The sequence below is a fragment of the Nostoc sp. LEGE 12454 genome (genome assembly GCF_056620565.1).
Genome location: NZ_JBWQXL010000026.1, coordinates 1 through 14,684, shown reverse-complemented (window position 1 = coordinate 14,684; position 14,684 = coordinate 1). Strand labels below are relative to the sequence as shown.

At 44.8% G+C, this 14,684-nt stretch carries 10 protein-coding genes; all 10 read left to right on the top strand.

What is annotated here, in order from left to right; all coding sequences use genetic code 11:
• The first annotated feature begins 3 nt into the window (after positions 1-3).
• The 10 genes from AC1F2U_RS23225 (at position 4) to AC1F2U_RS23180 (ending at position 14,514) form a co-directional block, all read left to right on the top strand.
• A complete protein-coding gene (locus AC1F2U_RS23225; RefSeq protein ID WP_480263243.1) occupies positions 4-1,161 on the top strand; it encodes a 3-oxoacyl-ACP synthase III family protein in 1,158 nt (385 codons plus the stop codon).
• A gap of 569 nt (positions 1,162-1,730) precedes the next feature.
• Positions 1,731-3,683: a calcium-binding protein gene (locus AC1F2U_RS23220; protein ID WP_480263242.1), complete on the top strand. Its 1,953-nt coding sequence runs from the start codon at positions 1,731-1,733 to the stop codon at positions 3,681-3,683.
• Positions 3,684-3,831: 148 nt separating this feature from the next.
• A complete protein-coding gene (locus tag AC1F2U_RS23215; RefSeq protein ID WP_480263241.1) occupies positions 3,832-4,917 on the top strand; it encodes a cupin domain-containing protein in 1,086 nt (361 codons plus the stop codon).
• An 86-nt stretch (positions 4,918-5,003) separates the two neighbouring features.
• Complete coding sequence (locus AC1F2U_RS23210) at positions 5,004-5,909, top strand: hypothetical protein (RefSeq protein WP_480263240.1); 906 nt, start codon at positions 5,004-5,006, stop codon at positions 5,907-5,909.
• A 158-nt stretch (positions 5,910-6,067) separates the two neighbouring features.
• Complete coding sequence (locus AC1F2U_RS23205; RefSeq protein ID WP_480263239.1) at positions 6,068-7,003, top strand: SDR family NAD(P)-dependent oxidoreductase; 936 nt, start codon at positions 6,068-6,070, stop codon at positions 7,001-7,003.
• Positions 7,000-7,872 carry an SDR family oxidoreductase gene (locus tag AC1F2U_RS23200; protein ID WP_480263238.1) on the top strand — a complete coding sequence of 291 codons (873 nt, stop codon included), beginning with the start codon at positions 7,000-7,002 and terminating at the stop codon, positions 7,870-7,872. Before AC1F2U_RS23205 ends, AC1F2U_RS23200 begins: the two co-directional genes overlap by 4 nt.
• An 873-nt stretch (positions 7,873-8,745) precedes the next feature.
• Positions 8,746-10,494 carry a Calx-beta domain-containing protein gene (locus AC1F2U_RS23195; RefSeq protein WP_480263237.1) on the top strand — a complete coding sequence of 583 codons (1,749 nt, stop codon included), beginning with the start codon at positions 8,746-8,748 and terminating at the stop codon, positions 10,492-10,494.
• Positions 10,495-10,603: 109 nt separating this feature from the next.
• Positions 10,604-11,041, top strand: coding sequence for a chorismate mutase (gene aroH, locus AC1F2U_RS23190; RefSeq protein WP_480263236.1), 438 nt, complete (start codon positions 10,604-10,606; stop codon positions 11,039-11,041).
• Between the two features lie 224 nt (positions 11,042-11,265).
• A complete protein-coding gene (locus tag AC1F2U_RS23185) occupies positions 11,266-12,273 on the top strand; it encodes a zinc-dependent alcohol dehydrogenase family protein (protein WP_480263235.1) in 1,008 nt (335 codons plus the stop codon).
• Between the two features lie 9 nt (positions 12,274-12,282).
• The gene (locus tag AC1F2U_RS23180) at positions 12,283-14,514 is read left to right on the top strand and encodes a pentapeptide repeat-containing protein (protein ID WP_480263234.1); all 2,232 of its coding nucleotides are present in this window, start codon (positions 12,283-12,285) and stop codon (positions 14,512-14,514) included.
• The last annotated feature ends 170 nt before the right edge of the window (positions 14,515-14,684 follow it).

Below are 14,684 nucleotides of genomic sequence, written 5' to 3'. Positions count from 1 at the left end.
TAATTGATTAAAAGGAGATTTATCATGAATCAAGCAGTAGGAATTCGCTCAATTGCAGTTACCTTCCCTAAAATTGTACGTACAAACGAATATTGGCGTCAGAAGTACCCACAGCTAGTTACTCAAGCCGAGCAAAAGGCATTAGCGAAATTGTTTTCAGCTAACGACCCCAACGCTAAAACCAGCGAGTTCGACGAAGAGATGATACCTTATTTATCAGACCCCTTCCGTGGAGCTGTCGAGCGGCGGATACTGGCAGCAGATGAGTCCTCGATGACGTTGGAGAAGCGCGTGGCATTTGATGCGATCGCTGCCGCAGAGATGTCTACCGAGGATGTCGATTTAATGATTGTCACCTCCCTGTTTCCCGAACGAATTGCACCGGGAAATGCTTCTTTCTTAGTTGGTGAAATGGGCTTGCGTTGCCCCGCCTGGAATCTTGAGTCTACCTGTTCTAGTGCTTTGGTTGCCCTCCAGACTGCCAATGCGCTGGTACAAACGGGAGCCTACCGCAATGTGTTGGTTGTCATCTCTTGCACTTACTCTCGGTTGGTAGACGAAGACGATACCCTATCTTGGTTTATGGGTGACGGTGCTGGAGCCTTTGTGGTCAGTGCCCTCAAGCCGAACCAAGGAGTCTTGGCAACTAAAATCATTCATACCGCTGCCACTTGCGGAGCCTTTTTTAACGAACTCACAACAGATGCTCAGGGCAACCCACGGATGCGTATCCAGAATGGGAAAAACGCCAGCCAACAGATCCGTGGCACAGGTGTGGAGTTCGTCCGTGCGTGCAGTCAAGGTGCTGTTGAGGCCGCAGGTGTGACTTTTGATGATATCAAATTCTTTGCTTTTAATACACCCACTGCCTGGTATGCAAACTTGTGCGTGCGGGCGCTGGGCATCGATCCGGAGCGCACAATCAATCTCTACCCGCAGATTGCAAACATCGGACCAGTACTGCCCATCGTCAATATGTACTATGGCGCACAAATGGGCAAAGTCCAGGAAAATGACTTGGTTCTTGCTTATACAATTGGTTCTGCATCTACCGCAGCCGCAACTGTGATGCGCTGGGGCGATGTCAAGTTGGGACCCCTCCCTGCTGACGCAGTTTACCGTAACCAGCAGGAAGATAAAATTCCGTTGTTGACTAGGTAAGTGTATAGCCAAAGATGGTATTATAAGAAACTTATCAACTTCTGGAAACCAATCTACAAATAGGGGTTTCAGCTATCCTGAATCAGGAATATTCACCATTGATAATAGAGCGAGAGAGCGATCGCTTTTTACTTAGCTAGGGGTATCGCCTAAAGTTTTCAATTTAAGGTTGTTTAGTGATATCCCTCTATTTAGCTGAAATGTCTGCATGGAAAGAGTTCTAAAAAACTTTTTGGTTTATTGATTATGATGATAGCTGGACAAAGTCAATGTGAGTGTGAAGACGAAACTTTAGTTAAAGGAAGAGACACCAGTCCATGATTATTGTGAAAAAGTGACCAATAATTATCGCGGGAGCAACACTTCCGGCAAGTTGTGGATAGGTATAACATCATGCGACACAACTGAACAAAGGATATAACCCTTAGTACCGCTCCCTTGGAATTAAAATTTCACGCATTCAAAATAACTGAAAAGCTTGCCATGTAAACTTTTCAGTTATTTTGAAGGTTAGCTTTATTTCAGCCATCTTCTAGTAGTAATTTAACTGAGTAAAAAGGTATACAATAATGGCTAAGAACTTACCTGTAACTAATCAAATCTTCGGCACGGATAATGATGATAAATTCCTAGGCGGCAGTCAGGGCAATGATGAAGTTTTTGGTCTAGCGGGCGACGATTTCCTATTGGGCTTTGATGGCAATGACTTTCTTGATGGTAGTTCTGGGAATGATCTAATCCTTGCTGGGGCTGGAAATGATACTGTCATAAACGGGGAAGGTGACGACTTCAGCTTGGGTGGCGATGGAAATGACAACCTCAGCGGTGGCGAGGGAATTGACTTTCTGGTTGGTGAAGCTGGCGACGATTTCCTTAATGGTGGTAATGACATTGACGATATCTTTGGTGGCGATGGCAATGACGTTATCTTGGGTGGTAATGGCAATGACCGTATCAATAGTAATAATGGCAATGACCGTATCAATGGTGAGAACGGCAATGACATCATAGGTGGCCAATTCGGTGACGATATTATTTTTGGTGGCGATGGCAATGACCAAATGGGAGGTGATACTGGCAATGATTATATCTTTGGTGATGATGGCAACGATGTACTGCTAGGTGGAGAGGACAACGATTTTATAGATGGTGGCGCTGGCGATGATCAAATTATTGGCGTTAACCCCCTTTTTGTGGAAGTTGGTTTAGGCACAAACGAGATAGATACCCTGACTGGCGGTTCTGGGAGAGATACATTCTCCCTAGGAGATGCCGCTAATGTCTTTTACGATGGGCGCAGGCCTAACCTTCCTAGCGATACGGTCTTCTTAGGGGATGCCGCTAATGTCTTTTTCGAGGGGGGCGGCCCTAACCTTCCAGGCGCTGCTATCATTACAGACTTCAACCCCAACGAGGATTTCATCCAACTCAAAAGTTTAACTGATGGTAAATATGTTTTGGCTCCAGGTGCTAATTCTACTTCAAGCGAAGTATCCACAGACTTATTCATAGAAAGACCAAATCAGCCCCTGGAATTAATCGCAAAACTGCAAGGCGTTACGGGTTTAAGTGTGAATGAGAGCTACTTCAAATTTGCTACACCTAATGTTAATGCTACTCTTTTCGGCACACCTGATAATGATCTCCTCCTCGCTAATTTGAACAATGATGAACTTTTTGCTCTAGGTGGTGACGATTTCTCAGGCAGCATTCGGGGCAACTATCTTGATGGTGGTCCTGGAAATGACACAACCATCGGTGTGTATGGAAATGCTATTGTTGCAGGTGGTACTGGCGACGACGAAGTCATTGACGGTTTTGGAGATGACATCCTCTTAGGTGGCGAAGGAACAGATTTAGTATATGCTCTTTTTGGTAACAATATTCTTGATGGTGGCAATGGGCTTGACAATCTATGGGGTGGTGTTGGCAACGAAATCCTCACGGGTGGAAATGGAAATGACCGACTCTCAGGAGGGCTTGGAGATGACCGCCTCAATGGGGATGACGGCAATGACGATATCGATGGCGGGGACGGCGACGACATCGCCTTTGGTGGTTTTGGGAATGACCGAATCCTTGGTGGTACTGACAACAATCTGATATTTGGTGAAGACGGCAACGATATACTCATCGGTGATGCTGGGAATGACACCATTGACGGCGGATTTGGTGAGGACTTCATCTTTGGTGGTGGTAGCAGTGAGGTTGATACGTTAACTGGCGGCAAAGGTAGAGATATATTCGTCCTGGGAGATGCTACTAATATTTACTATGACCGGAGTGACTCTGGTGTTTCTGGCAACGCTTTCATTACTGACTTCAACCTTAGTGAAGATATTATCCAGCTGAAAAGCATAGCGGATGCCACCTATGTTTTAGTCCCAGTTGTCAGTTCTAGTTCAGGGCAAGTATCTACAGATTTATTCTTAGAAAGACCCAATGAGGCGTCTGAATTGATTGCTAACCTCCAAGGAGCCACAGGGCTGAATCTGAGCTATAGCTACTTCGTTTTTGTGTAAACACTCCACACTGGAGTTACTTTGGCCTCTACCCAGTAGCTCATGAGACTGTGCGATAACTTTATAGCTACTGGGTTTTGTAGAAAATTCTTGTGACTTTTTAGTTAGGGAAACATATATCTAAGTGATTAGTTTGAAAAAGTTATCAATGCTTATTGCTGGAGCAGCCTTTTCCACTTTTTGTTTAGGACTGGAAACTGCATACGCGCATCCAGGACACTCACCTTTTTCACCCCATGATATTACACCACTTTCAAAAACAGCAGGTCAGGATGTCCTAGTGGTGCCGCCGGATGCACCAGATCGTCCAGCATACTATTCTACAGGCAACCTATATACCTTTTTAGCAACAGGCAAAGAGACTGGCGGAGCATTTTCAATATTTGATTTTCTCGTTCCACCACAAGCTGAAACTATACCTCACATTCACAGTCAGGAAGACGAGGTCTTCTACGTCCGAGAAGGGGAGGTGACGTTCCAGCTAGGAAGTCCAACAGGGATTCAAAACAAATTAGCAACCCCTGGAAGCTTTATTTTCCTTCCCAAAGGCAGACCCCATACATGGCAAAACACTGGGATGACGACAGCGAAGATGCTGACACTAGTTTTTCCTACGGGGTTTGAGGGGTTTTTCGTAGACCAGAATCAGCCAGTGATAGATCGGTCTGCTCCCATTCCGCCACCCCTAGCGCCAGAATTACTCGCACCAATTGCCCAAAATTACGGAGTACGACTTGCGTCACCCTCCGATTTTTCCGAGAGCAACAACTTGGAAGGACTTCTAGACTATCTAGTAGTGCAACCAAACTCAAATCGTCCGTCGTTTAATCAGGCAGGTGCTCTGTTTACCTCTTTAGCAATGGGCGAAGATACTGGCGGACAGTTCTCACTATTCGATGTTGCCCTTTCACCGCAGTCTGGTTCTGCACAGCTTGTGAGCAATGATCAAGAAAGCCAGTCTTTTTACATCTTAAATGGGGATGTAACGTTTCAAATTGGAGACAAAACTACAGTAGGGACACCTGGAACCTTTGTTTATCTTCCCAAAGGTACATCTTATGCGTTTCAAAACCTCGGAACCACTCCAGCAAGGACGTTGTTGCTTAGAACCCCAACCTCTGTTCCCGAACCTACTTCTACATTAGGTCTGTTGGCTTTCGGAGCCTTCTGTACAGCTTCTTTACTCAAGCGTAAACAGAAAAGGGATAAAACACATATAGTGGTTCTCGATTGAGTGAGATACAGAATCTGGAAGGATGAACAAAGTTAATAGCAAAGTGCATCTTCGATGAAAAGCTATCAATCATGATGAGGTATTATATGACAACTTTAACAAACTTATTAGTAGTTTCTTTGGGCGCAGTATCAATTGCTTTTGGAAGTATGGGTGCAGCAGATGCAGCTGAATTTTTTGGAAGCCCACAGCCACTAGGAGAAGGTTTTGTTCGCTCCTTTGTCACACTCGATAACCAAAAAAATCCTTCAGAGCTTGGCGTAACACTCACCTCAGGGGCACTGTCTCTACCTACAAGCGATTCCACTTCTGATATTCCAATTTTCTTGTCTTTGCCTACAGAGGCTTCAGTTAAGGGGTTAAACCACATTGAGTTAACCTATCGCCCCGGTGGTTATCCGTGGCTCCCACAAGCCTTTGCTTTACCCCGTTTCACCGTTGATACTTTTTTACTCAGCCCCCAAGAACGTTCATTAATCTGCCCCAATGCCGATATCGACGACCCACAATCTACTTGTTTGCCCGATCAGCTGGCAACGGCACTCAAGCAGCCAAAGCCAGAGTTTGTTCCTCAGAATTTTTTACCTACTGGAATTGTGGAGCCAAAATTTGGTGCACGTTATTTTGACTCAGACTTGCTTCCTCCTCTAATAGGGGGGCAGACACCATTCACCACGCTTTATGATTATGCTTTTTTCGATGGTAAAATGAGTTTGATAGGTTTTGGAAGTACGATAGACGTTCTAAAGACGCAACCAAATATTAGCAACTCTATTAAATTACCTATCTCTTATCCTAAGAGTGGGTATTATCCAACCGGATATAGCGTCAAGTTTGATCCGACTACTCAAGAATACAGAATGGCATTAACGGGATTAACCTATCGTTCTGTCCCCGAACTCTCCCCTACATTTGGTTTACTAGTGCTTGGTGTTTTAGGGGCAGTTTTTCAAGTAAAAAACAAACTGCAAAAACAAAAATTAGCCTGCTGATAAAATTCATGCTTTCCTGAAATGAAGTCAAAAAAGCATGAAAATAATAGTAATGGCAACTCTTATGAACTGCTGGTTTTCTGAAAAAGATTTAGCACAGCCCAGGCAGATTAATAAGTCTAAATATCCTCCTTGTAATTTTGTATAACTTGGCATTTATGTTGAACCAACACATCGATATGCAGGGTAAGATGGTACTCGTCATAGGCGGAACTCGCGGGATTGGCAAAGAGACTGCCGAAGGTCTGGCGAAACTGGGCGCGACGGTAGTAATCGTCGGTCGCAACCGTGAGGCGGGAGATGCGGCTCTTGAGGACATCCGAACCAAGGGGAGCAACGCCGCGTTCATCGCTGCGGATATGTCACTGATGTCCGAGGTGCGACGGCTTGCCGAGACTTTTAAAACCGAGTATCGGCGACTCGACGTCCTCATCCACAGCGCTGATGTGCTGCACATAAAACGCAGGGAAACCACCGAAGGGCTTGAGGTCTGTTTCGCCCTCAATTACCTGAGCCGCTTCTTGCTCAACAACCTGCTCTTGGACATCCTCAAATTCAGCGCGCCCGCTCGGATCATCCATGTAGCGGCTGCCGGGTTCCCCGGCAAGCTTAACCTCGATCGCGTTCCGCCCGGAGCGGGAATGAGCAGCTTCAATGGGCACAACATCGGACAGCGTGCGAATGATATGTTCGCTGTCGAATTTGCCGCCAGGCTTGAGGGTACTGGCGTGACAATCAACGTGATGAACCCTGGTATGGTTGCCACCAACATACGCCGAAATATGCCCGAGGGCAAAGCGCTGATGTCGATCGTGGAGTTCCTGTTCAAGCCCATGACCAGAACGCCAGAGCAGTTCGCGCAACATGCGATCTACCTCGCAACCTCGCCTACGATGACTGGGGTGAATGGTCGACTGTTCGGACCCTCCGGCAAACCGATCCGGATTCGACCAGATATCAGCGACACGCACAAGCGCGGACGCTTGTGGGAGCGCAGCGAGCAGATCGTCGGCCTCCCCGCAAGCTGTCTTGGTATCTCAAAGACCTCTGACACAGTTCGCTCGATCGCAGAGAAACTAGGGGGGGAACGATGAGCACTTCGAATAAATCCATGAGCGGCAAGATCGTGCTGGTGACGGGCGGCACCTCTGGCATTGGTAAGGCAACAGCACTCGCCCTTGCTGACCAAGGGGCAACGACGGTTGTCGTAGGACGCAACCGAGAGAAAACAACAGCGACGGTGGTCGAGATTAAGTCGGTCACAGATAACCCGCAGCTAGAGATGCTGATCGCCGATCTCTCAGCACAAGCGGACGTGCGGAGGATTGCCCACGAGTTTATCGCGCGACACGATCGCCTAGACGTGCTGGTGAACAATGTGGGTGGCGGTTTCACCGTTCGCCGCGAGAGTGTCGACGGTATTGAGATGACGTGGGCACTTAACTATCTCTCGTCTTTCCTGCTCACGAACCTACTTCTAGGCTCGCTTGCAACCAGTTCCTCAGCGCGTATCATCAACGTCACCTCAAGCTCTCATAAAGGTGCGCGGATCGACTTCGACGATCCAAACTTACGCAATAGTTACTCCGCAAATCGCGCATACGGGCAGTCGAAGCTGGCGAACCTCATGTTCACCTACGAACTCGCGCGGCGGCTCGCTGGGACGCAGGTGACAGCAAACGCCGTGGATCCCGGTCCGGTTGCAACCAACTTGTTTAAAAGCGAAGGTATGGCATCTTCCAAGAGCTTCTTCTTACGGCTTGGTGTAAGCATTCATAGTCTAGTAGCTCGCCCACCGGAGCAAGGCGCGCAGACTGTCATCTACCTTGCTTCTTCCCCCGAGGTCGAAGGCGTCATCGGTAAGCATTGGCACAACAAAGGTGTTACCAGATCATCCGTCGTCTCCAGAAACGAAGCCGATCAACGCCGTTTGTGGGATCTCAGTGAGCAACTCACTCGCTAAGATCCCACAAACGTCAGGTGACCCGACCATAGTCTTTATACCTCGATCGTGATTTCAAAGGGGATAATCCGAATGGCACGCTTGATAAGGGCAAACCCCTTATATATCAGGCTTTTGGGTGTGGGGTGTCGGGTGTTGGGTGTAGTGAGGAGAAAATTTATTTCTATCCCCACTCATATAAAATTTTCTTGATTTTTCCCTACACCCAACACCCTACCCCCAACAAGATAGCCCAGACGAGCTTTCAGCTTTTCAAGCGTGCCATTCGGGGATAATCCTTATAGAGACACTACGGTGGACTTTCGTCTAGTTGACGGTACATCACCCTCATTTATGAACGAATTTTTTAGCACGTTCTCTGCATATGATTCTTGTTAAAAAAGCCTTTGATGCTTTCCATCTAGTTTCTTTCCTCAAGAGAAAGCAAACACAGACTGCTTAAACTTGATTTATCTACTGCCTAACGTTGACCCATTTTGAAAGGAGAATAACAACGTTCTAAAAAGCACTATCCACGCTTACCGCAATCTTGAAACGCGATCTTTACTAGTTACTAGTAGTATATTTTTTAGAGTCAAAGTTTTTGGTGAAATAGTTGCTCCAGGTTTTAAAGTGTTTTCTCAGACTTCTTGCATAAATGTCAAAGAAAGACGCGATAAATAAGTATCATCCGTGACTATTCCTTGCCAAACTTGAATCTCTTAAGTCAAGTTTCAAATTAATAAATCCACATTATTTATTCGCAAATGCAGACATAGATGCTCAAAACTTGACTAAACAAGATAAATATTAAAGCAATAGAGCCGATGTCTGCATTTGTAACATCAATCCAAAAATAGCTCACCATCAATTCAACTCGAAAGGAGAACAATAATGACAGAATATAATAGCTTTCAACAGACACCAGCCAACAAATTGAGTAAGTCATTGTGGGTGGTTGGAGACTTAGTTAAATTTATCTCAACTGGTGAAGATACTGGAGGACAATACGATCTATTTGATGCTTATGTTCCGTCAAATGTCGGGACTACACCGCATATCCACCTTCAGCAAGATGAAGGATTTTATATTGTCGAGGGGACTGTAAAGTTTCAGTTGAACGATCGAGTTATTACTGCAACTCCTGGAACTTTTGTGAATGTGCCTAAAGGGCAAACCCACGCCTATCGCAATCTTGAAGATAAGCCAGCGAGAATGATTATCCAAGGTATTCCCTCCGGACTTGACAAATTGATTGAGGATACGAGTCGTCCAGGGACAGACATATCTGCGGCTTTTCCGCTATTTACAGATGAAGGACTTGATAAAATCGTGCAAGCCTTTAAGGACAACGCATCAGTAGCCTTAGACTCAATAATTTTTGCTGGTACTGAATACAGCGTCAATGAAGATGGTTCTCCTATAGCAGCAGTAACTTTGATCCGCCCATTAGATGATACAGGGGCAGTTGGCGTTACTATCACTTTGAAAGATGGTACTGCTAAATATCTCGAAGATTATAACGGTTCTCAGCAGATAAAGGTTAACTTTGCTGACGGAGAGAGAGTTAAAGTTGTAAACATTCCGATCGTTGATGATAATTTAATCGAAGCTAATAAAACTATCAACCTCACTTTGAGCGATGCTACAGGCGGCGCAATAATTGGGCTATTGCAGAATACGGCTACTCTGACAATTATAGACAATGACGCTCGACCCAAAGGAAAAGATGGTGTTCTTCTGCTTGGAGATAATAGTAATAACATCCTTATCGGTGGGAAAAGCAGTGAAAATATTATTGGTGGAAAGGGAAACGACCTCCTTACGGGTGGTGGAAATATAGACCTGTTTACAGTTCAACTTGTTAACGGCATCGATACCATTACTGACTTCGGTGGTGTAGGAACAGGATCTCGTCCATCTACAGGCGTATCTGCGGAAATTGATACTCTAAAATTTGAGGGTAATGGGCTGACTGCTAGAAATCTGCTCTTAACTCAGAATAAAGATGACCTGCTCATAACCTTTGAGGGAGTTGAGAATACTGGGGTCGTCTTGCAAAATTTTGCCTTACAAAACCTAGATAACCTTCGCAAAGCCACAGGTGCATCGGTGGATATTGGCAATATTTTGTTTAATGGGCAGACGGGGTTTCAAGACAGCTTTGATGTCTTGAATGCCAACGAACAAAGGAGTAGTGTTTACAGTCGTAACTCGGTAACATTCCTGAACGATCTTAATAATAATACTAGTGGCTTTGACAAATCTAATGATGTTATTAACGGTCAGGGTGGGAATGACTATTTGTGGGGGTTGAGTGGTGATGACATACTCCGAGGTGGTGCTGGCAATGACACCCTTATAGGCGGGTTTGGTTGGGATACTCTGATTGGTGGCAGTGGCAAAGATACATTCTCCTTTACATCTGGATCTGGGATTGACACCATTGTTGACTTTACTGATGGGGAAGATTCTATTGGGCTTTTGGGTAGTCTGACATTTGCTGATTTAACAATCTACCAAGGTACTGGTGGTAGTGTAAATGATACTTTGATTAATATTACCAGCAGTAATGAGCCTTTGATGATCTTGAGTAGGATACAAGTCAATACTATTACAAGTGCTGATTTCTTGATTGTGTAGCTCTCTTTAACTAATTTGATATTGCCAAATAAAGCTATCAACAATTTAGATTTAAACTTGGCAATTGCTATGTACAGGAAAAACTTAAATACCCGACCTTCAAATTAATATGAATAAGCTCACTTTTTCAACGCACATAGATCAACATTCCAGCGTGTCAAAGGTATCGGGAGAATGGCGAGTCAGGGGACTTAGAGGCGCAACGACAGTCAGCTACAACTCTATAAAAGCAATTACTGAGGCTGTAGATGAGTTATTAGACGCCTTAGAAACAAACAATGTTTTAGACTCTGAGGAAATTGTCAGTGTTACCTTTTCTGCAACTCCAGACTTGGATGCAATATTTCCGGCTGCGGTGGCACGTCGTCGTCTTGGTTGGGATCAAATTCCTTTGCTAGATGTGCAACAGATGCAGGTTGCCAATAGTCTCGATCGCTGCATTCGGGTGCTAATCCACTTAAACACTCCTCTACCTCAGAATGCATTACGCCCAGTCTATCTGCGTCGTGCTGCTCAGTTACGTCCAGATATAGCATTGTTAGGTTAAGCGTAAACGTAGCCCGTTGCAAACATCGCTCTGCGAGACTTTAGTTAAATTATCAATACATTTATAATGTCTCGTGTTGCAACAAAAACTGAAACAAATTGACCAAAAATTGATTGATCTATTAGGGAAAAGAATTGCAGTTTTGGCTCATAAATATCTCTGTATCCATCCTCTTGCGCTAAAGTTGCATAAGAATGTGCATCTAAAGCCAGGAGGAAAGAGTTGTGAAAGCAGTCTTGATGACAGCAGCTGGCAGTCCCGAAGTTTTACAAGTACAGGATGTGCCAAATCCTGCTGTTCCTGTCGGGAATACTGAACTTTTAGTGCGTTTGGTGGCGGCTGGTATTAACCCCATTGACACTAAACTTCGGAGTCGGGGCAGTTTCTACCCCGATCGCACGCCAACAATTTTAGGATGTGATGGTGCAGGGATTGTGGAAGCAGTGGGTGCTGCCGTCCAGCGTTTTCGCGTAGGTGATGAGGTATATTTTTGCTATGGTGGCTTGGGCGCACACCAAGGAAATTACGCTGAATATACCGTTGTGGATGAGCGGTTTGTAGCACGTAAACCCGCCTCTATTTCTTTTGCCGAAGCAGCAGCAGCGCCTTTAGTATTAATCACCGCCTGGGAAGCTTTATATGAACGGGGACGATTAGAACCTGGGGAACGGGTTTTGATTCATGCGGGTGCTGGTGGTGTCGGCCATGTAGCAATTCAATTGGCGAAACTCAAAGGTGCTACTGTTTCCACCACAGTGGGTTCTGAGGAAAAAGCTAATTTCGTCAAAGAACTCGGTGCCGATAATGTAATTTTTTACAAACAAACAGATTTTGTGCAAGCGGTATTAGATTGGACTGGTGGCGAAGGCGTAGACTTAGCTTTTGATACCGTAGGTGGCGAAACCTTTCACAAAACCTTCCCCGCAGTGCGAGTCTATGGCGATATTGTGACTATTCTCGAACCAGATGCCAATACTGTTTGGAAAACTGCTAGAACTCGCAACCTCCGCATCGGTTTAGAATTAATGCTGACACCAGCCTTGCTAGGATTACAAGATAGTCTCCACCATCATGCAGAAATTCTCGAACAATCTGCCACCTGGATCGATGAAGGCAAATTAAAAATCCATGTCAGTCACAAATTTCCCTTAAAAGAAGTAGCTAAAGCCCACCAATTAATTGAAAGTGGGTCTGTGACAGGTAAAATTGTTCTGCTGATTAGTGACGAATGATCGAACAATTTGCATAATTTATCTTTTAAACGCAAAGGTACGCAGAGGTTAAACGCAAAGGTACACAGAGGAGTTTCTCTGCGTACCTCTGCGCTTCCCTTAGCGTTCCTTTGCGTTTTACTCCTCCTCCCCCTACCAGCTTGGGCCGCACAAACACAACCAGAACGCACACCCTTAACTCTGGAATTATTGCAAGAACGACTACGCACACCGACACTCCGCGAAGGCAATTTAACTGTCGATTTGCAAAAAATGGCGATTGATTTACGCCCAGAAAACGCCAGCTTCCGTGATACTTTTTACCAACTACTACGAAAAGAACTCGGTACAAAACCTCTAGGTTTAGACCTCAGCTATGCTTTAATTCTGGGGGATTTTGTCGGCAGCGATTTGGGTTTAAGAACACCATTGTATGCAAAAGCGATCGCACCCATTTTCACCGCTACCGAACAAGAAAAACTAGAACGTTTGCGCTTCGTTTGTCTAGAGTCACTCGCGATCGCTTTACCCAACTCTAAAGATTGTCGATCGCTTCTGGGAACAGAGTCAACCCCAGCCAGTGAAATCGCCGTTTTTCGTGGTGTCTTAACACTGGTGCAAACTCGCTTCAACGGCGAAGTGAAGTTCTCCAATACATTTTTTCTTCAGTCTGTTGATGCCCAAGGTGCAACTTTTCTCCAACCCACTAACTGGACTGAAACTAGATTTGCTCGTCCCGTTAGTTTCATCAGTGTTAATTTTCAACAACCAAGCAATTTTCAGGGTAGTATATTTTTTGAAAAAGCTAACTTTAAAAAAATTAAATTTCGGGAACTAGCTGATTTTCAAGGTAGTATCTTTGAGACAACTGCCAACTTCAACCAAGCAATTTTTAAACAGTTGGCTAAATTCAATAGTGTCCAATGGCAAGGAAATGCTGATTTTTCGGAAGTGAATTTTGCAAATCAAGCCCAGTTTACTAAAGCAGATTTTAATCAGTTCCTCCTTTTAACAGAAGCAACTTTTGAGCAAGGTGTAAGCTTCCGAGAAACGGAGTTTAACCAATTAGTAAATTTGCAAGGTGCGAACATTCTGAACCAAGCAGATTTTAGTGATGCCAGGTTTGCTAAAGAAGCTTGTTTAAGCGTAGCTGGTTTAACTTTTAACTCCAACCAAGCGAAAATTTTAGGTAATCCCGGTCAGATCGGTCAGATGTTCTGCATCCCAACATTGCAAGGTAATCAAAACGTCTTGCGGAATTTGGGGCAAAATTTCCGTCAGCAGCAGCAAGTTGCCGATGCTAATGAACTGGAATACACAAAACAACGACTGCGATTAATCGAGTTTGGGCATCGTTTGACGGCTACAAATATTAATAGTGCAACTGTTGCAAGTTTGATGAATTTGGGCTTTTCTGCAACTCAAGCTGAAGCGATCGCCCAGCGTCGTCTGGTAAAATCCTTTCGCAACAGTAATGAGTTACTCACCATTGCAGACATCGATTTAAAAAAATATACCCAACTAAGCGATCGCTTAATTGTTGGCGAAACCCTTTCTATCGGTGGATGGTTGCTGCAAGCTTGGAGTTGGTTGGCATTGAGTGTATTGCTGTTGTTGAGTGGCTATGGGACGAATTTTTGGTTAGTCTTTGGCGTGGGAGGAGTTGCGATCGCTTATTTCGGCCTACTATTTTGGCTAGTAGATCGCTATCGTCGGCTGCATCCCATACCAATTATTCCCACATCTTACGAAACCATTTCGATATTAGTCAGTTTTAGCGTTTTAGAATTCTTCAGCTTACTAGCAATCTTTCGCAATGCCGAACAACCTTGGCTGACATTGGGATGTCTGGTAATAATTCTTGTCCCCGTCCCAATGGCTTTATTGATCCGACTTTACCAACAAGGTCGTTATCATGACTTAATGGACGTTTCTTATTTCACAGAAGACGGCACATTTCGCCAGTTACGATTGTTGATTGGACGTTTGCCAGTGATACCAAGGAATGAGACATTTCGGGAACGATATATGCCTCTGTTGTGCGATCGCCGTTGGAACTGGCTCAACTACTATGATTTTAGTCTCAACAATCTAGTTAAATTAGGATTTAACGACATTCGCCTACGAGACGAACACCTACCTGGCATCATCTCCGCACTTGCTTGGTATCAATGGAGTTTGGGTGTAATTTACATCACGCTAGTTTTGTGGACACTTTCGCGTACAATTCCGGGATTGAATTTGCTGATTTATCTGAAGTAATCCCTGCACCTGAACCTTTTTTCGCTGCACTTCGTAGTGGTACTAACCCTCTTCTGTCACTTTCCGGTTATTCTAAATAAAAGAATAAAAAAAGAAAATCCTGAAAGGTAAGTAGGGCAATGGATGTAGAATTACAAATCTTGAAACATTTGCCAAGAGATGCTCACCCA